Origin of the sequence: Cyanobium sp. NIES-981 (assembly GCF_900088535.1) — a bacterium.
In the GTDB taxonomy this organism is placed as follows: domain Bacteria; phylum Cyanobacteriota; class Cyanobacteriia; order PCC-6307; family Cyanobiaceae; genus NIES-981.
The window spans coordinates 2,919,832-2,937,914 of the sequence record NZ_LT578417.1 but is presented as its reverse complement, the minus strand read 5'-3'; the positions used below and the strand labels follow the sequence as shown (position 1 = coordinate 2,937,914).

Here is an 18,083-nt window from a genome sequence, read left to right as displayed (position 1 = left end):
CTACATTCCGGGAACCTCCGGACCGCCCCCTTGGCTTCTCCTGCCGCCTACGAACCGCCCACCGTGACGCGGGCCTGGCAGGCGTTTCTGACCCATGTGCCCACCATGCTGCTGATCTGGGTGGCCACGGCGGTGATCAGCGGGATGGGCTTCGGCATCTACGTGGTGATCAATGTGATCGCCTATCTGGTGGCCGGCGGCCAGGCCATGTCCGAGATGGCGGAGGCGGTGGCGATGGCCCTGGGCCAGCTGGGCCAGCTGCCCTTCTCCATCCTCTCGAGCCTGGTGGGGGTGCTGTTCACGGCGGTGCCTGCCCTCCACTACGCCAGCGGGGAGACCATCGGCATCGAGGCGGCTTTCCAGGCCCTGTTCCGCCGGCCCTGGCGTTACCTGCTGGCGGGCCTGCTGTTCAGCCTCGTCACCGTGATCGGCCTGCTGCTGTGCGTGCTGCCCGGCATCGCCGTGGCGCTGGTGGGCCCTGTGTACGTGAACAAGGTGTTCAACACCGACCTGCCGGTGCTGGAGACCCTGCGGCTGTCCTTCCAGGCGGTGTACCGCTCGCCCAGGGGCTGGGAGTTCGTGGGCATCGAGCTGCTCACCGGGCTGGTGGTGGCTGTGGTGTCGGTGGTCACCTGCGGCCTCGGTGCCCTGGTGGCCGTGCCGGTGTCCAGCTTCTACATCCAGAACGTGGCCTACCACCGCGGAGTGCTGAGCTGAACGGCTACGCCCACCGCTGCCGGCTGCCCTCAGCCTGAGGGAAAGGCTGCCAGACCCATGCCGTAGTGCATCACCAGGCGCAGGCCCCAGTAGCCCAGCAGCACCGCCAGCACCACCGCCCCGTGCCAGGGGCGCAGCCCCCGGGGAGCCAGGCGCCGCCGCCGGATCGCCTGCACCGACCACACCAGCAGTGCCGCCGCAGCCAGGGGCCCCAGGGCGTGCTGGCTGAGGGCCTCCCCCCACTGGGCCTGGAGGCTGGCGGCGGTGGCTCTGGTGAGGAAGCAGGTGGGGCAGGGAATGCCCGTGATGGCCCGCAGGGGGCAGGCGAAGCCCGGCAGGCCCGGATGGGCCCCCTTGAGCCAGAGGTAGCCCGTGATCCCGGCCGGCAGCAAAAAGCCGGCCTGCTGCAGCCGCTCCAGAAACCGGCGCGGGAGCGAACCGGATTTCAGCGATCCACCGAGCCCATGATCACGTCGATCGAGCCGAGGATCGCCATGATGTCGGCCACTTTGTGCCCCTTGAGGATGTGGGGCAGGATCTGCAGGTTGTTCTGATCGGCAGCGCGGATCTTGAAGCGCCACGGGGTCACGTCGTCGTTGCCCTGGATGAACACGCCGATCTCCCCCTTGCCCGATTCCAGGCGGGTGTAGAGCTCGCCACTGGGGATCTTGAAGGTGGGGGCCACCTTCTTGGCCACGTACTGCAGGTCGAATCCACTGGATTCACCGCCCTTGCCCTCGGCCAGGCGCCGGGCCTCGAGGTTCTCGGTGGGGCCACCGGGAATCATGGCGCAGGCCTGGCGCAGGATCTTCAGGGATTCGCGCATCTCCTGGATCCGCACCCGGTAGCGGGCGTAGCAGTCGCCCTCCTGGGCGGTGGCCACATCCCAGTCAAAGTCGTCGTAGCACTCGTAGTGGTCCACCTTGCGCAGATCCCACGGCACGCCCGAGGCGCGCAGCATCGGACCCGAAAGGCTCCAGTTGATCGCCTCCTCGCGGCTGATCGTGCCCAGGCCCTCGATGCGGCGGCGGAAGATCGGGTTGTTGGTGATCAGCTTCTCGTACTCGTTGATCTTGGGGCCGAACCAGTCGCAGAAGTCGAGGCACTTCTCCAGCCAGCCGTAGGGCAGATCGGCCGCCACCCCGCCGATGCGGAAGTAGTTGTTGTTGATCAGCCGCTGGCCGGTGGCCGCCTCCCAGAGGTCGTAGATCATCTCCCGCTCGCGGAAGATGTAGAAGAACGGCGTCTGGGCGCCCACATCAGCCAGGAAGGGGCCAAGCCAGAGCAGGTGGTTGGCGATGCGGTTGAGCTCCAGCATCAGCACCCGGATGTAGCTGGCCCGCCTGGGCACAGGCACATCGGCGAGCCGCTCGGGAGCGTTCACCACGATCGCCTCGTAGAACATGCCGGCCGCGTAGTCCATGCGGCTCACGTAGGGCACGAACATCACGTTCGTGCGGTTCTCGGCGATCTTCTCCATGCCGCGGTGCAGGTAGCCGATCACCGGCTCGCAGTCCACCACGTCCTCGCCGTCGAGGGTCACCACGAGCCGCAGCACCCCGTGCATCGAGGGGTGATGGGGGCCGAAGTTCACCACCATCGGCTCCGTGCGCGTCTCCAGCTGCGTCATGGGCCGTGGTCTGCGGTCGAATGGCGGGATCTTAGGAAGGTTTCGTGCCCCCCTCTGTTCCCCCGCCACCTTCCGACTCCCCAGGAGAGGCTCCAGAAGAGGCTCCTGGAGAGCCCCCGGCTGAGGCCGCTGGCGACGCCGCGGCGGCCCCGGCCTATGCCCACCAGCCGGTGCTGGCCGAGGCCGTGCTGGCGAGCTTCGAGCCCCTGGAGGACCTGCTGGCCCAGCGACCCGGTGGCGGCCTGCTGATCGACTGCACCCTCGGCGGCGGCGGCCACAGCGCCCTGTTGCTGCAGGCCCATCCCGGCCTGCGCCTGATCGGGCTGGACCAGGACCCGAGCGCCCGCGCCGCCGCCGCCGAGCGCCTCGCCCCCTTCGGCGACCGGGTCACGATCGTGGCCACCAACTTCGCCGACCACCGCCCGGCCGAACCCGCCCTGGCGGTGCTGGCCGATCTGGGGGTGAGCAGTCCCCAGCTGGATGGGGCGGAGCGGGGCTTCAGCTTCCGCAGCGCGGGCCCGCTCGACATGCGCATGAACCCGTTGGCGGGCGAGACGGCCGCCGCCCTGCTCGACCGGCTGGAGGAGAGCGCGCTGGCCGATCTGCTCTACGCCTACGGCGAGGAGCGCCTCTCGCGCCGCATCGCCCGCCGCATCAAGGACCAGGGGCCCTGGAACGATCCGGCCCGGCCCCGCAGCACCGCCGAACTGGCCTGGCTGGTGGGCGGCTGCTACCCGCCGGCCGCCCGGCGCGGCCGCATCCATCCGGCAACCCGCACCTTCCAGGCCCTGCGCATCGCGGTGAATGATGAGCTCGGGGTGCTCGAGCGCTGGCTGGAGCAGGTGCCCCACTGGCTTCTGCCCGGAGGGCTGCTCGGGGTGATCAGTTTCCATTCCCTCGAAGACCGGCGGGTCAAGACCGCCTTCCTTGCCGACGAGCGGCTCGAACGGGTGACCCGCAAGCCCCTGGTGGCCGCACCCGAGGAGGCGGAGGCCAACCCCCGCAGCCGCTCGGCCAAGTACCGCGTGGCGCGGCGAAGGCCATGACCGGCCTGCCGCTCCACCTTCCCGAGGTCGCCCTCCCGGCCATGACCGCACGCGATGGCCTGTGGTGGGCGGCCCTGCTGATCCAGCTGCTGGCCATCCCGGGCACCCTGCTGCCGCTGCTGCCGGGCCTGGCCCTGCTGCCGCTGGGGGCGGGCCTGTGGCTCTGGGCCGTGGGCTGGGCCGCCGGCTGGGCGCCGTTCCTGCTGGCCTGTGGGCTGCTGCTGCTGGGCTGGGGGGCCGATGCCCTCGGCCTGGTGCTCGGCCCGGCCCGGCTCAAGGCCACCCGCTGGGCCTACATCGGCGCGGGGCTGGGGCTGCTGGTGGGGCTGGTGGGCCTGCTGCCGGCCCTGCCGGTGGGCGGGCCGCTGCTGGGGGCCCTGGTGGGGCCGCTGCTGGGGGCCAGCCTGGGGGAGCTGGTCACGGCCTCCACCGCCCTGGGCCCCATGGGGCTGCTGCGGCTGCGCCGCTCGCTGCTGGTGGGCCTGGCGGTGGTGGCCGGCATGCTGGTGAGCAAGGTGGCCCAGGCCGTGCTGGCCCTGCTGGGGGTGGCGGGTTTCGTGCTGCTCACCACGCTGTTCGCCTGACCGGGTGTTTCCCTCACCGGGTGTTCGCCTGAGCCGGGTTCAGCCCCGCAGCTGCCGCACGGCGGCGCTCACCGCCTCGATGGCGCGGCCGATCTCGGCCTCGCCGGTGCCGCGGCCCAGGCCGAAGCGCACCGAGGCCGCCGCTGCGGCGCGGCTGAGCCCCAGGGCGGCGAGCACGTGGGAGGGGGAGCCCTGGCTGCAGGCCGAGCCGCTGCTCACGGCGAGGTCGCGGCGCAGCAGGCGGTGCAGGGCCGTGCCGTCCACGCCGCTCACCGTGATGTTGAGGTTGTGGCTCAGGCGGGGGGCGCCGGCACCGTTGCAGTCCACGCCGCCCAGGGCCTCGAGGCTCTGCCAGAGCCTGTCCCGCAGGGCCCCGAGCCGCCGGGCCCGCTCGGAGCGATCGGCACAGCAGCGCTGCAGGGCTTCCCCCAGGCCCACCACCAGGGGCACCGCCACGGTGCCGGCCCGCAGGCCGCCCTCCTGACCGCCGCCATGGAGCTGGGCGGCCAGGGCCACCCCGGGCAGCAGCAGCAGGGCGCCCACGCCCTTCGGGCCATAGCACTTGTGGCCGCTCACACTCAGCAGGTCGATGCCCAGGGTCTCCATCGCCAGGGGAATGTGGCCGGCGGCCTGGGCCCCGTCCACATGCAGCAGCACGCCCTGGGCGCGGCAGAGCTCCGCGATGGCCGCGAGGGGCTGCAGCACGCCGATCTCGTTGTTGGCCGCCATCACCGAGGCCAGCAGCACATCGGGGCCGAGGGCCGCGGCGAAGGCCTCCAGGTTCACCAGGCCGTCGCGCCCCACCGGCAGCACGGTGAGGGGAAAGCCGTGGCGTTCCAGATAGCGCAGCGGATCCAGCACCGCCCGGTGTTCGGTGGCGAGGGTCAGCAGGCGCCGCCGCGGCTCACCCCGCTCCAGGGCGGCCTCCACCACGCCCTTGAGGGCGAGGTTGTTGGCCTCGGTGGCGCCGCTGGTGAACACCACGCCGGTGGCCTCGCCGGCGCCGAGCGCCCGGGCCACCTGGGTCCGGGCCCGCTCCACGGCCGCCGCCGCCTCCAGCCCCGGACGGTGCAGCCGGCTGGAGGGGTTGGCGGCCTGCACGCTCCACCAGGGCTCCATGGCGGCCTGCACCGCCGGATCGCAGGGCGTGCTGGCGTGGTGGTCGAGGTAGGCGAGCATGGGCGGTCGTGCCTGGCACCATGCTGACAACCCCGCCCGCGGCGTCGTGGTGGCCGCTCGGGCTGCTCCCCCTGCTGGCCGGCGGCGGCCCCGCCCCGGCCCCGGCCACGACCCTGGCCCAGGCCACAGCGGTGGACCGCCCGGCCGGGCTGGTGGTGCTGGATGAAAAGCCCCGCCCCGAAGGCCCGCTGGTGCTGGGGGTCTACGGCCCCAAGGCCGATCCGGCCGTGCCGGGGCTCTGGCGCGCCCAGCTCTGGCGCCAGCTCGGCTCGGACGTGAGGATTCAGACCGACACGGTGCGCTGCACCGCTGCCGAGCCCATGCGCATCACGGACGACAGCGGCCGCCTGCTGATCCGCTCCATCAACCCCGGCGGTGTGATCACCCCGGCGAACCGGGTGGATCATCTGGTGTGGTGGGCGGTGTGCCATCCGGAGCACGCCGGCCAGGATCCCGCCGGGCTCACGGCTGTGGCCCGCCGGCTCGGCTACAGCACCACGCTGCGGGAATCCGAGCAGGTGCTGCCTGGACGCTCCCGCTGAGGCTCTGCAGACTGGTGGCCATGACACCCGATCAACCCGGCGGCACCGCCAGCCACCCCGCCAGCGGCGCTCCCGATTCCGGCGACCAGGCCACGGATCACGCCCTGGAGTCCGCCTCCCAGACCTCCACCCCGCCCGGCCCCCCGGCCCCGGTGCGTCTGCTGCTGGTGGACGACGAGCCCGGCCTGCGCACGGCCGTGAAGGCCTACCTGGAGGATGAGGGCTTCGCCGTGAGCACCGCCGTCGATGGCGAGGACGGCTGGGAGAAGGCCCAGGAGCTGCTCCCGGACGTGGTGATCTCGGACGTGATGATGCCACGCTGTGACGGCTACGGGCTGCTCAGGAAGCTGCGGGCCGATGAGCGCCTCGGCGGCACCCCCGTGATCTTCCTCACGGCCAAGGGCATGACGGCCGACCGCATCGCCGGCTTCCAGGCCGGCTGCGACGACTACATCCCCAAGCCCTTCGATCCCGATGAGCTGGTGGCCCGGGTGCGCAACGCCGTGCGGCGCCAGGAGCGGCTGCTGGCCGAGGCCGCCCGCTTCGCCGACGCCGACATCGGCCAGATGGCGAAGCAGATCACCGAGATCCGCTCGCTGCTCGCCACCGGCGGCCAGGCCAAGAAGCCAGCCGGCAGCAGCGACCTGGTGTTCACCCCCCGCGAGGCCTCGGTGCTGCAGCTGGTGGCGGAAGGCCTGATGAACAAGGAGATCGCCCGCCGCCTCGAAACCTCGATCCGCAACGTGGAGAAGTACGTGAGCCGCCTCTTCATCAAGACCGGCACCGCCAGCCGCACCGAACTGGTGCGCTATGCCCTGGAGCACGGCCTGGTGGAGTGAGCCCGCACGCCGCCCCCAACGGCGGCCACGCCTATGGCGACACGGTCCGCAGGGCCCATTCCAGCGTGAGCGCCTTCTACGCCGCCCGCTACCGCCACTCCCCGGCGGCGGTGTGGCTGGAGCGGATCGCCGCCGGCGAGATCGTCAGGAACGGCCAGCGGCTCCGGGCCGATGGGCCGCTGCAGCCGGGCGACCGGCTGATGTGGCATCGGCCCCCCTGGTGGGAGCCCGCCGTGCCGGATCTGCCCGGCCCCCTGTTCGATGACGGCGACCTGCTGGTGCTGGCCAAGCCCAGCGGTCTGCCGGTGCTGCCCGCCGGTGGCTTTCTGGAGCACACGGCGCTGCGGCTCCTGGAGAGGCAGGTGCGGGCAGGCCGCCTCGACGCCGGCGCCGGCCTGCCGCGCCCGGTGCACCGGCTGGGCCGCTTCACCTCCGGGCTGCTGGTGTGTGCCCGCCGCCCGGCCAGCCGGGCCTGGCTCAGTGCCCTGCTGCGCGACAGCACGGCCGAGGCCTGCCGCGCCGCCTCCACGGCCGCTGAGGAGGCGCCGGCGGCCTGCCGCAAGGTCTACCGGGCCCTGGTCGGCCCGTTGGCGGCGGAGGGGGCCGGCGCCCTGGCGCCCGGGCAGAGCCTCCGCATCACCACCCCGATCGGCCGCCGGCCCCATGGGCGGCTGGCAGAGGTGTGGGCGGCCGGCGGCCGCGAGCCCCTGCCGGCCCTCACCACGATCACCCTGCTGGAGCGGCGGGCCCACGGCTGCCTGGTGACGGCGGCGATCGGCACCGGGCGGCCCCATCAGATCCGCATCCATCTGGCCGCCATCGGGTCCCCGCTGCTGGGGGATCCGCTCTACCGGCTGGGCGGGGCGGTGGATCCCACGGCGCTGCCGGGGGATCCCGGCTACCGGTTGCACGCCCACCGGCTCAGCCTGCCCTGGCCTCCGGGTGCTGGCCAGCGGCTCGCCCTGGAGGCACCGCCGCCGCCGGAGCTGTGCAGCCACGGCGACAGGCCGGGCGTGTCAGCGTGAGCTTCCGGGCGGGGCAGAACCCCGCCCGGCCCTGTTGCCGTCGTTCCTGAGGCCTCTGTGTCCCAAGGCTCCTTGTCCCAAGGCTCTCTGTCCCAGGGCTCGTCGTCCGAAAGCCTCGCGGCCATGGCTTCCCTGGCCCCGATCGTGCTCGCGGCGGAGCCCACCGCCGAGCTGCTCGCCTGGGCGGAGGCGATCGAATCCAGCGAGGCCACCACCCTGGAGAAGGCCCGCCAGCTGGCCACCCGCCTCGGTGCCCATCCCCGGCCCGACGGCCTCACCGAGGTGGGCTTCTGGACGCCTGAGCTCTCCGGCGATGTGATCCAGCCGAGGAACATCCTGCTGGAGGTGTTCACGCCGCGCCAGGCGATTGATCCCGCCCGGCCGGAGCAGACGGTGCTCTTTCACCGCGACTACGTGCAGCTCGAGAAGCAGGGCGACTACCACTGGGGCGTGCTGAGCGGCATGCGGGCCGGCGGCGCCTCCAGCATCGGGTCGCTCTACTGGCTGCGCTACCTCAGCCCCGACACCAATGCGGTGAACATCGTGGGCGACCCGCTGGCCAGTTCCTACCCCTACGGCGTCTACGCGCCGGCGGAGGTCTACGACCTGGAGGCCCTGCAGCGCCGCCGTGGCGATCTGCCTTACTACGAGGCCATGGCCGCCGCCCAGGTTCCGGAGGCGGAAGGGCAGGCACCGGCCCCCTTCACGGTGCCGGCCCCCTGCAACATCCTGCAGCTGCACGTGCGCACCGCCTCCCCCAACGGCTATCTCTCCGGCCTCACCCAGTTGTTCCGCACCCTGGCCGGCAAGCTGCGCAGCGGCGAGAGCCTCACGCCGGTGGAAACCAACCTGCTGGGCTACGACGCCGTGCAGCTCCTGCCCACCGAACCCACCGTGGAAATGCGCGGCGGCCAGGCCAGCGACCAGGATTTCTTCAGCCTGCGCCCCGACGATGAGGGTGTGCTCGATCCCGAAACCGAGGGGATCGTGATCGAGACGGGCGATGTGCGGGTGCGGCTGCGGCGACCCGACCTGCAGAACTGGGGGTACGACGTGGTGATCTTCGGCAGTGCCGCCACCAACCCCGCCCTGCTGGAGAGCCTGCGCCCCGACGAGCTGGTGGACTTCGTGGCCGAGCTGCACAGCTTCCCCACCGGTCCGATCCGCCTGATCTACGACCTGGTGTACGGCCACGCCGACAACCAGGCGATCGATCTGCTCAACGGCCGCTACCTCAAGGGGCCGAACATGTACGGCCAGGATGTGAACCACCAGAACCCGGTGGTGCGGGCGATCCTGCTGGAGATGCAGCGCCGCAAGGTGAACACCGGCGCCGACGGCATCCGCATCGACGGCGGCCAGGACTTCAAGTACTTCAACCCCCTCACCGAACGGGTGGAGTACGACGATCCCTACCTGATGGCCATGGGCGATCTGGTGCAGGAGATCGGTCCTGCCCGCTGGCGCCCGTTCGTGATCTACGAGGATGGCCGTCCCTGGCCGGCCGAGGGCTGGGAGGAGATCTCCACCTACCGCGACCTGGTGGAGCTGCGGCCGGAGTCCTACCAGTGGGGACCCCTGATCTTTGCCCACAACACCCCGGCGCTGCATGGCTTCTGGGCTCGCAAGTGGCGGCGGGTGTGCGAGAAGATGCAGTTCGGTTCCCGCTGGATCACCGGCTGCGGCAACCACGACACCCTGCGCCGCGGCACCCAGGTGGCGGCCACCGAGCCGATCAATCCACACCTGGGCAGCACCCTGCCGGAGGTGCTAGCCAATGCCTACGACAACCCGGCCATCGGGGCCCTCACCTATGGCTTCGGCCCGGGCCTACCGATGGACTTCATCCATTGCCTGATGCGGGCCCCCTGGGGCTTCTTCCGCAACACCGACGACCGCTTCGGCGTGAAGGTGGTGGCGGAGGAGGCGCCGGGATTCCTCGACTGGCAGCTCAGCCCCGAGCAGTACCGCGACCCCGACCTCTTCCCCGCCCTCAAGCAGCTGGGCTTCACCGAGCTCGAGCCCCTCCGCCGCTTCCTGACGGCCCTCGCCGAGGCGATCGCCGCCACCGACCACGACCTCGAGCGCATGGCCCTGGCCTGCCGCAGCGCGGCGCCTGCCGATGCCGACGGCGATCTCCCCGCGGTGGATGTGGCCTGGTTGAAGGCCTTCGCCCGCAGCTTCATGGAGGACATGCACGCCGCCTGCAACATCTGGCGGCACACCGATCGGGTGCAGCCGGAGCAGGCCGCCTACAACCTCGCCCTGCGGCAGTTCCGCCGCTCCCGCCCCTGGCTGCGCGACAACCTCGCGGCCAGCGACGACCGGCTGGACCTGCTCACCACCCCCAGCACCACGATCTTCTACGGGATCCGGCGGGCCCCGCAGCAGCTCCCCGGGCAGGCCCCCGGCCAGTCATCGGCGGTGGCTGTGGCGGTGGCCCTGGTCGCGCACATGGGCGGAGAAGCGATGGCCGTGCGCCTGCCGGAGCTCTTTCCGGAGCTCTCCCGGGAGCTTTCCCCGGAGCACGGTGGTGGCTGGTCGCTGCTGCTGGCGTCCCCGGGGCTGGAGATCTCGGCAGCCCAGCTGGCCGGCGAGCCGATCCTCCTGGAGGACAGCCAGGCCCTGCTGCTGGAACCTCAGCAGGCGGTCCTCTCGAAGGCGATCAGCCGTGAGAAGTAGAACGGGGCCTGGTTGAGGTTGCGGCGCACGGGTGAGAATCCCGCCTCGGCCGCGGCCCTCACGATCCCCTCCTCCCGGAGGGTGTAGGCGCGGGTGGTCTTGCTGGGGCCGGGGAACAGCTGGCCGATCCCCTTCAACAGCGCCAGCAGGGGGGTGTAGGGGGCAAAGCTCACGATCAGGTGCTTCTCGGCCATGGCGGCCAGATGGCGCACCATTTCCTCGGCCGCGGCCTGGGGGTAGTGGATGAACACATCCAGGCAGATCACCGTGTCGTAGCGGCCGCTGAGGCTCTCCAGGTCGGAGGCCTGGAAGCTGAGCTGGCCGGGGGCGATGCCGGCCTCACCGGCCCGCCGCGAGGCTTCGGCCACCATGGCCTCGGAGAGATCACTGGCGGCGATGCTGCCGGCACCCAGCCGGGCCAGGGGCAGGCTGAGGCTGCCCACGCCGCAGCCGGCATCACAGAAGCTGCGGCTGGCCAGATCCCCCTGCTCCTGCAGCCAGGCCAGCACGTTGTCCACCGTTTTCTGGTGACCCAGGCGGATGTTGCGCTGCACCTTGTTCACATCCTCGCTCTCGCTGTAGATGCGGTTCCAGCGCTCGAAGCCGGTGGTTTCGAAGTAGCCCTTCACCTCCTGCTTCTCGGCTTGTTTCTCGACAGCCTTCTGGCTGCTGTGACCTGCGGCCGTGGTGCTGGGCATGGGAAGAGGGGCGGCGGACCGGGGAGTGGGGCGGATCCTAAGGAGCGCCCGCCAGGCGGCGCCGCAGCCGCTGACTGCCGGAGCAGGGCGTCAGCTGGCCCGCTGCCACCGGAGGCCATCGCTCCCCTGGCGCCAGCGCAGGGTTTCGTTCAGGGGTGTGCCCACCAGCATCGCGGCGGTGTCCCGGTCGTCGCCCAGCACCCGCCTCGGCGTGATGGTGGCGGCGGCGATCGCCTGCTCCGGCGCCGCCCCCCAGCCCGCCAGCCGCCGCACCCCCTCCAGCAGCGGCAGGGTCACCCCGGCCAGGGTGCCGTCCTCGAGGCGGCAGCTGCCGTCCACCACCAGCAGCAGCCGCTCGTCCCAGCGGTGGCGGCCCTCCCCCAGGCCGTAGGGGGCCAGGGCATCGCTCACCAGCACCACCTGCTCCGGAGCCAGCCGCTGCAGCAGCAGCGCCATCGACGGCGCCACGTGCACCCCGTCGGCGATCAGGCCGAGGGCCACGCCGCCATCGAGCACGGCGGCGGCGACCGGTCCCGGGGCGCGGTGCTGCAGGCCGGGCATGGCGTTGAACGTGTGCGTGACCATCCCCACCCCGGCCGCGAAAGCAGTGGCGGCCTGCTGCGCATCGGCGTTGCTGTGGCCGAGGCTCACCACCACCCCGGCATCGCGCAAGGCGGCGATCAGGGTGTCGGCCCCCGGCAGTTCGGGGGCCAGGGTGACCAGATCGATCTGGTGCTCGAAGCCGCCGATGCGGGCCCGCAGCGCATCGAGGCTGGGGGCGGCCAGGTGCTGCTCGGGGTGGGCGCCCCGGCGCTGCGGTGCCAGGAAGGGGCCCTCCAGATGGGCACCCAGCAGCTGGCAGCGGCCGGGACGGTGCTGCAGGCGCGCCTCCTCCAGCACCGCCAGGGCCTGGCGCAGGGGGGCGACGGCGCAGGTCACCAGGGTGGGGCAGATCGCCTCGACGCCATCCCGCCAGAGCAGCTCCAGCAGCTCCAGCAGGCGGGGCAGGTCGTCCGCGCTGAGTTCGGGGAAGGCCAGCCCCAGGCCGCCGTTGATCTGCAGGTCCACCCCGGCCGGGCTCAGCCAGTCGCCCTGCCAGTCCTCCCCGGCCATGGCGCTGCCGGGATCGAGTGGTGCGGCGGCCTCGATCCATCCCTCGCTGCTCACTCCGAGCCGCCAGCGTTGCCCGGCCCCGTGGCGGCAGCGGCTGGCGCGGGGCAGGCGGACATTGCGGATCCAGCGCATCGCGGCGGCACGCGAGAGAATAGCCCCATCCTCCGCCCAGCCCTCTTGAGCCTCAGTCCCGCCGCCGAACCCCCCGCCGCTGGATCGGGCCCTGTCCCGGCACCCGCCCGGGCGACGGTGGCGGTGGTGATGGGCAGCGATTCCGACCTCCCCACCATGCAGCCGGCGGTGGCGGTGCTGGAGCGTTTCGGCGTGGCGGTCGAGGTGCGGGTGCTTTCGGCCCACCGCACCCCGCTGGAGATGGTGGCCTTCGCTCAGCAGGCCGCGGGCCGGGGCCTCCGGGTGATCATCGCCGGTGCGGGCGGCGCGGCCCATCTGCCCGGCATGGTCGCGGCCCTCACCACCCTGCCGGTGATCGGTGTGCCGGTGCAGAGCCGGGCCCTCTCGGGGGTGGACTCGCTCCATTCGATCGTGCAGATGCCGGCGGGCATTCCGGTGGCCACGGTGGCGATCGGCAACGGCACCAACGCCGGCCTGCTGGCGGTGCAGATCCTGGCCACGGCCGATGCCGCCCTGGCCGAAGCGGTGGCCGCCTACCGCGCCGAGCTGCACGGCCAGGTGCGGGCCAAGGATGAGCGCCTGGTGGAGCTGGGCAGCGCCGCCTACCTGGCCCAGATGGGCTGACGCGTTCCCGATCCCCCGCCTGCCCCGCGATGCTCGAGCGCCTGGTGCTGCCCCCGATGTTGAAGGCCGGCCTGGCCCTGCCCCTGCTGGTGCTCAACCTCTGGGTGCTGCGGCAGCTGCTGCTGCCGCTGGCGCCCTTCCCCGCCCTGTTCACGGCCGCGGCCCTGATCGCCTTTCTGCTCGACATCCCCAGCCGCTGGCTGCGGCAGCGGGGCCTGCCCCGGCCCCTGGCGATGGTGCTGGTGCTGGGGGTGGCCCTCGGGCTGCTGGCCCTCGCCGTGATCTGGCTGGTGCCTCGCCTGATCGACCAGCTGGCGGAGCTGGTGGCGGCCCTGCCGGGCTGGCTGGCCCAGGGGGAGGTGTGGCTCGATGCCCTGGAGGCCTGGGCGGAGGAGCAGGGCCTCCCCACCGATTTCGGCAACCTCAGCAGCGATCTGCTCAGCCGCCTCAGCAAGCTGGCCACCCAGCTCAGCCAGCAGCTGCTGGGCCTGCTCGGGGCCACCGTGGGTCTCACCGTGAACACGGTGATCGTGCTGGTGCTGGCGGTGTTCCTGCTGCTGGGCGGTGAGCGGATCAGCGCAGGCCTGGCCCAGTGGCTGCCTGCGGACCTCCGCTCCCTGGTGGTGGACACCCTCAGCCGCACCTTCCGGGGCTACTTCGCCGGCCAGGTGGTGCTGGCCATGATCCTGAGCAGCCTCCAGATCGTGGTCTTCACCCTGCTGGCCATCCCCTACGGGGTGCTGTTCGCCGTGGCGATCGGCTTCACCACCCTGGTTCCCTATGCCAGCGCCCTCACGATCGTGCTGGTGAGCGGACTGGTGGCCCTCAACGACCCGCGCACCGGTGTGGAGGTGCTGGTGGCGGCCATCGTGGTGGGCCAGCTGGTGGATCAGGTCATCCAGCCGCGCCTGATGGGCAGCATCGTGGGGCTCCAGCCCGCCTGGCTGCTGATCTGCCTGCCGGTGGGGGCCAGGCTCGGCAGCCTGCTCGGTCTGGGGGAGCTGCTGGGGCTGCTGCTGGCCGTGCCGGTGGCGAGCTGTGCCAAGACCTTCCTCGACGCCCGGCTGCGCAGCTGGCAGCTGCCCGAGGGGTCCTGAGCGGACCGGGCCGTTCAGCTCAGTCGTGGCTGCAGCCGTGGCTGCTTGAGAACCAGGCCCAGCCGTCCCGGCACATCTCCTCCAGACCGCGGCGGGCCTTCCATCCCAGCACCGCCTGGGCGCGGGACGGGTCGGCCACGGAGACGGCCACATCCCCGGCGCGACGGGGTGCGATCACGGCCGGGATCGCGCGGCCGGAGATCTTCTCCAGGCAGGCGATCAGGTCCAGGACGGACCATCCCCTGCCTGTGCCCAGATTCAGTTGAGTGAGCTGGGCGTTCCCCTCCAGCAGGGCACGGATCGCCAGGGCATGGCCATCGGCCAGATCCAGCACATGCAGGTAGTCGCGCACGCCGGATCCATCCGGTGTGGGCCAGTCATCGCCGAACACCTCCACCCGCTCCCTGCTGCCGTTGGCCACCTGGCAGAGCACGGGGAACAGGTTGGTGGGAGGCATCCGCGGATGTTCGCCGATCATGCCGCTGGGATGGGCTCCGATGGGATTGAAATAGCGAAGAATGCTGATCCGCCAGCCCTTCCGGCTCGCCGCCAGATCCTGCAGGATCTGCTCGATGGCTGCTTTCGTGCGTGCATAGGGATTGGTAGGGCGCAACGGCGCAGATTCGGAGATGGGAACCTCCTGGGTCTCTCCATACACGGCTGCCGAACTGCTGAACACAAGTGTCTTGCAGTCATGCTTTTCCATCGCTCGCAGGAGAGTGATGCTGCCGCTTACATTGGCGTCCCAGTAGTTCAAGGGCTCGTCTGACGATTCACCCACTGATTTCAGCCCTGCAAGGTGAATCACGCCCGCGATTCTGTTCGGCATCAGGCTGAAGGCCCTGTCCAGGTCACGGGCCGAGCGCACATCCCCCTGCAGAAGAGCCAGCCAGGGGCTGCCACTGGCGTGCCGCCAGAGGTGGTCGCCCCAGGGTTCGAGATCCGCCAGCTGCGCGATCCTGGCGCCAACCTCCCGGGTGCTGTTGATCAGGCTGTCCACAAGCACCAGGGAGTATCCAGACTCCAGCAGCACCACGGCGGTGTGGCTGCCGATGAACCCTGTGCCGCCCGTGATCAGCAGGGCCGGCTTGGCCTGCCGGGGCCCAGGGGCGTTGTCATGGGAATGGGTCATGCCATCAACGGCGGTGGGAGCCGGCCGAACCCGCTCAGTGCCACGGGTGGTTCGTCTGGTGCCTCGTCCTGCCGCTTGCCGGCGGCGTGGACAGCCGGTTCAGCAGATCGGCCATCGCGTGCAGAAGTTGGCCGTACCTCTCCCCGGCGTGGATCCGGTGCTCCAGCTCCCGGCTGGTCTGGCGGAGGCTGCTGCGGTTCCACTCGAGTTTGGCGTTGGATCTGTCGAGCTGGAAGCGGGTCTTGTTGAGCACCTTCTGGCAGTTCTGAAGCTCTGCCCGGGTTGCCTTCAGTCGCTCACCCTTCTCCTGCAGCAGTCCACGGGTCTCCTCCAGCTCCCGCAACGTTCCCTCCAGTCGGATCCCTGTCTGCTCCCGATCGGCTGTGCAGGTGGCGAGCTCCGCCGCCAGCGCGGCCTGCTCGGCTGAGCGGGCCGCCAACGCAGCCCTGGCCTGCTCCAGCTCTGCGGCTGTCCGGTGGTGGTGGGTCACAAGCGCCTGGAGCTGGTCCTCGATCAGCCGGGTCTGCAGGGTCCAGAGTGTGGCGGGGGTGGTTCCGTCCATCCCCTGGGCAGCAGCGGCAGTCGTGGAGGCCGCCTCAAGGTCGAGGCCCAGAATCTGGGCGGCTTGGCTGCGGAACCTCTCCTGTGCGTCAATGATCTTTCGCGTTGTGAGAATGTTGAGGTCGATATAATCAGTTCTTTCAAGGTTGCAGCCTGAAATCCGTTCAATCAGGAACTCACGGTAAAATGTGGTTGGATTGTAGGGATGCAGCTCGCGCCTGCTCCAGGGCTCGATCTCCTGAAAATACTGAAAGGCATCGTAGTGGGTGTGCCAGCCAAGCAAGCGTCGTTCAGGGGATAGCCGGGCATTTCTTTCGGTCAGCACTTTTCGCCTGGCATGGGCCGCTGATCTGAGGGGGTAGTGCTTAATCAGAAACTTCAAAGGAAATACGGCCTGATCGTTCAACAGGATCCGATGCCCACCCTCGCTGAGGGTCTGCTGGTCGGCTTTTTTCCATGCCTTGAACTGGGTGAAATTGGCTCGGTGGGAGGGGAAGCGGAAGCGTGTGAGCCTCTGATCAAGGCGTTGATGGCCGCCCTCGGCAGACCTGCTGTCTGAGTCCTGGGTGAACAGGAATTCAACAACAGTGTGATCGATGCAGTTGTAGCCAAGGCCATCAATCATCCCAATCGCTTTTGCCAGGCTGACGCCTTCCCAGGGTGATTCTCGTAACTCGTCTGCATCGTGGTGAATGATCCAGTCGGCATCGAGTGTCTGTGCCTTGGCAAAGGAAAGGGCCAGCAGCTGAGACCATCTCTCCTGGCAATCCTCCGGCAGGCCGCTTCGCTCGTAACCTGCCAACACCCCCCGCTCCAGCAGGGCGTGCGCGATGGCTTCCGTGCCATCATCCGACTCGTCATCCAGGAGATAGGTTGCTACACCCTGGCCGTGGAGATAGGAGAGACACTCCTCCAGAACATCGCTTTCATTGTGGGCAATGATGATCGCAGCTACATGCGGATGGGTTGATCTTTCTGTTTCCGGAGTATAGTGGCTGCCAAATAATTCAATCCAGAGGTTCTGGTTTGTGCCCTCTGGTGTTGTCAACACAGCTTCCCCTTCCAGCAACAGGCGTTGAGCGGTGCTGTTGACAGTGTTCAGACTGTGATGATAATCGACGTTGTTCGCCAAGCCCAGCGAAAGGCAGAAGCTCTGGCGCTGAAGCACTTCTCTTGTGCGGAGGCGGGAATCGAGAGGAATGCTGTCGTGGAGATACGAGTCCGCCTCCACAAGGATTAGGGTATGGGCGTCATCCTCGTGCACGAGGCACTCCTGCAGTCTGGCTTCCAGCCAGGCGCTCCGCTCCTGGGAAGTTGCCGAAGGGATCTCCTGGGTGCAGAGGATGAAATGGGGCCGGATCTGCGCCGGAATGAGGGGGAGGATGCGGCTGTAGGTATCTGCACTCGCAACGATCAGGCAGGCAGAAATCTTTTGCCGTTCGCAAAAGTAGTGAATGATTTCCGCGAGGCTGCTTTCAGTTGGCATGGAGCGATGCCTGAGCTGGCGAAGATGATCGTTGCGATGGAAGGGAGACCACCGAATCTCGCACGAAACGAGTGTTGTTGACGCGCAATAAAATCGACCACTTTGTGGCCTGCCGGCCAGTGTACTGCGCCTCGGTGGAACGGCTGGCCCATCTGACCCTCATTCCCCCTGGGCTGTGGCTGCTCATGGGCCACAGCTGCGCTCTGCGAGGGCATCCATCGCCTTCCTGCAGAGCGCCTTGGCATGGTGCCGCACTGCTGGGGCGACCTCCTGGGGGAGTGGTGGTTCCGTTGGCACCGCAGGGTTGCAGATCAAGGCAATGCGCAGGGCATGGAGGCTTGCCGATGCTCTCACCTGTCGGGGGTCGAGGTGGAGTCGTGAGGCATAAAGGGATGTGATGGCCCTGAATCTTTCCATCTCTTCGTTGCTTCGTTGTGCTGCCGATGCAAAGTGGTGCCACTCTGCTCCTGCTGGCAGATACGAGACCCAGGCAAAGTCGTGGAACTTCAGCGTATTGAAGTCACCGGGTATTCTCAGCCTGATGTTGTGCCAGTAGATGTCTCCATGGGTGCATATCAGCGGGAGGTCTTCGAGGCTTTGCTGAATGGAAAGGAGATTCTCGAGGATCTCTTTGTCGTTAGGGCTCAAGGCGGCTTCAAGGATGGCCAGGTCGTTTGGTCGCAGCGATGTCGTTTCCGAGGTGAGGGTTGTTTTGGCCAGGATCTGCGACAGGGCTGTCTGCAGCTTGACACTGCTGACCACGAGCTTATTCAGCAGCTCTGAGGTGATTGGGGCGTCAATTGGAGCTGGTAAATACTCCATGAAAATACGATGCACTGGCCCCTCAGGGCCTTGGGTTGTGTCTGCCCCGTAGAGATAAGGAAAAACCGAAGACCTGGCCTTCTTTGCTCCTGCAGGCTGAGCCGCTAACATTTTTGTTGCCATCTCATGCTCTTGCCGGTAGCCCGTTTGCTTTTCAATCACCGGCAACCTGCT

At 69.4% G+C, this 18,083-nt stretch carries 17 protein-coding genes; 9 read left to right on the top strand and 8 right to left on the bottom strand.

All coding sequences use genetic code 11. The features are described 5' to 3' along the window. The first annotated feature begins 30 nt into the window (after nt 1-30). Complete coding sequence (locus CBM981_RS14725; protein WP_087069011.1) at nt 31-717, top strand: hypothetical protein; 687 nt, start codon at nt 31-33, stop codon at nt 715-717. Between the two features lie 29 nt (nt 718-746). Here the strand turns inward: CBM981_RS14725 and CBM981_RS14720 are convergent, their stop codons facing one another. Further along, nucleotides 747-1,109: a DUF2752 domain-containing protein gene (locus CBM981_RS14720; RefSeq protein WP_225867430.1), complete on the bottom strand. Its 363-nt coding sequence runs from the start codon at nt 1,107-1,109 to the stop codon at nt 747-749. Nucleotides 1,110-1,162: 53 nt separating this feature from the next. Further along, a complete protein-coding gene (locus CBM981_RS14715) occupies nt 1,163-2,347 on the bottom strand; it encodes an NAD(P)H-quinone oxidoreductase subunit H (protein WP_087069010.1) in 1,185 nt (394 codons plus the stop codon). A gap of 44 nt (nt 2,348-2,391) precedes the next feature. On the opposite strand from CBM981_RS14715, the gene rsmH reads away from it, so the two are divergent. Then, entirely contained in the window at nt 2,392-3,393 is a 1,002-nt protein-coding gene (rsmH, locus tag CBM981_RS14710; protein ID WP_255376831.1) for a 16S rRNA (cytosine(1402)-N(4))-methyltransferase RsmH, read from the top strand. Nucleotides 3,394-3,434: 41 nt separating this feature from the next. Continuing rightward, complete coding sequence (locus CBM981_RS14705; protein WP_225867429.1) at nt 3,435-3,977, top strand: DUF456 family protein; 543 nt, start codon at nt 3,435-3,437, stop codon at nt 3,975-3,977. Between the two features lie 39 nt (nt 3,978-4,016). Here the strand turns inward: CBM981_RS14705 and CBM981_RS14700 are convergent, their stop codons facing one another. Beyond that, nucleotides 4,017-5,156 (bottom strand): cysteine desulfurase family protein, encoded by a 1,140-nt coding sequence (locus CBM981_RS14700; protein WP_087069007.1) that lies wholly within the window; start codon nt 5,154-5,156, stop codon nt 4,017-4,019. Between the two features lie 20 nt (nt 5,157-5,176). Here CBM981_RS14700 and CBM981_RS14695 point away from each other — a divergent pair, with 20 nt between their 5' ends. The 4 genes from CBM981_RS14695 to gghA all read left to right on the top strand — a co-directional run bounded on the left by CBM981_RS14695 (nt 5,177) and on the right by gghA (nt 10,244). Next, nucleotides 5,177-5,698, top strand: coding sequence for a hypothetical protein (locus CBM981_RS14695; protein WP_087069006.1), 522 nt, complete (start codon nt 5,177-5,179; stop codon nt 5,696-5,698). A 20-nt stretch (nt 5,699-5,718) separates the two neighbouring features. Beyond that, entirely contained in the window at nt 5,719-6,537 is an 819-nt protein-coding gene (locus CBM981_RS14690; protein ID WP_225867428.1) for a response regulator transcription factor, read from the top strand. Further along, nucleotides 6,534-7,562: an RluA family pseudouridine synthase gene (locus CBM981_RS14685; protein WP_087069005.1), complete on the top strand. Its 1,029-nt coding sequence runs from the start codon at nt 6,534-6,536 to the stop codon at nt 7,560-7,562. The genes CBM981_RS14690 and CBM981_RS14685 overlap by 4 nt, the downstream gene beginning before the upstream one ends. A 123-nt stretch (nt 7,563-7,685) precedes the next feature. Then, complete coding sequence (gghA, locus tag CBM981_RS14680) at nt 7,686-10,244, top strand: glucosylglycerol hydrolase (RefSeq protein WP_197686658.1); 2,559 nt, start codon at nt 7,686-7,688, stop codon at nt 10,242-10,244. Here gghA and bchM read toward each other — a convergent pair. Together bchM and CBM981_RS14670 are read right to left on the bottom strand one after the other, a co-directional pair. Then, entirely contained in the window at nt 10,202-10,942 is a 741-nt protein-coding gene (bchM, locus tag CBM981_RS14675) for a magnesium protoporphyrin IX methyltransferase (RefSeq protein ID WP_087069003.1), read from the bottom strand. The two genes, gghA and bchM, sit on opposite strands and share 43 nt — an antisense overlap. Nucleotides 10,943-11,032: 90 nt before the next feature. Beyond that, complete coding sequence (locus tag CBM981_RS14670) at nt 11,033-12,187, bottom strand: amidohydrolase family protein (RefSeq protein ID WP_087069002.1); 1,155 nt, start codon at nt 12,185-12,187, stop codon at nt 11,033-11,035. Nucleotides 12,188-12,316: 129 nt separating this feature from the next. Between CBM981_RS14670 and purE the strand changes: the two genes are divergently transcribed. Further along, nucleotides 12,317-12,811, top strand: coding sequence for a 5-(carboxyamino)imidazole ribonucleotide mutase (gene purE / locus CBM981_RS14665; protein WP_087069476.1), 495 nt, complete (start codon nt 12,317-12,319; stop codon nt 12,809-12,811). Nucleotides 12,812-12,840: 29 nt separating this feature from the next. Continuing rightward, nucleotides 12,841-13,908, top strand: a complete 1,068-nt coding sequence (locus tag CBM981_RS14660; RefSeq protein WP_087069001.1) for an AI-2E family transporter — start codon at nt 12,841-12,843, stop codon at nt 13,906-13,908. A 19-nt stretch (nt 13,909-13,927) separates the two neighbouring features. Here CBM981_RS14660 and galE read toward each other — a convergent pair whose 3' ends face one another. The 3 genes from galE to CBM981_RS15510 all read right to left on the bottom strand — a co-directional run bounded on the left by galE (nt 13,928) and on the right by CBM981_RS15510 (nt 18,077). Continuing rightward, nucleotides 13,928-15,040 (bottom strand): UDP-glucose 4-epimerase GalE, encoded by a 1,113-nt coding sequence (gene galE / locus CBM981_RS14655; RefSeq protein ID WP_087069000.1) that lies wholly within the window; start codon nt 15,038-15,040, stop codon nt 13,928-13,930. A 34-nt stretch (nt 15,041-15,074) separates the two neighbouring features. After that, nucleotides 15,075-17,087, bottom strand: a complete 2,013-nt coding sequence (locus CBM981_RS14650) for a glycosyltransferase family 2 protein (protein WP_087068999.1) — start codon at nt 17,085-17,087, stop codon at nt 15,075-15,077. Nucleotides 17,088-17,270: 183 nt separating this feature from the next. Continuing rightward, nucleotides 17,271-18,077, bottom strand: a complete 807-nt coding sequence (locus tag CBM981_RS15510; protein WP_157665488.1) for a hypothetical protein — start codon at nt 18,075-18,077, stop codon at nt 17,271-17,273. Nucleotides 18,078-18,083: the final 6 nt, after the last annotated feature.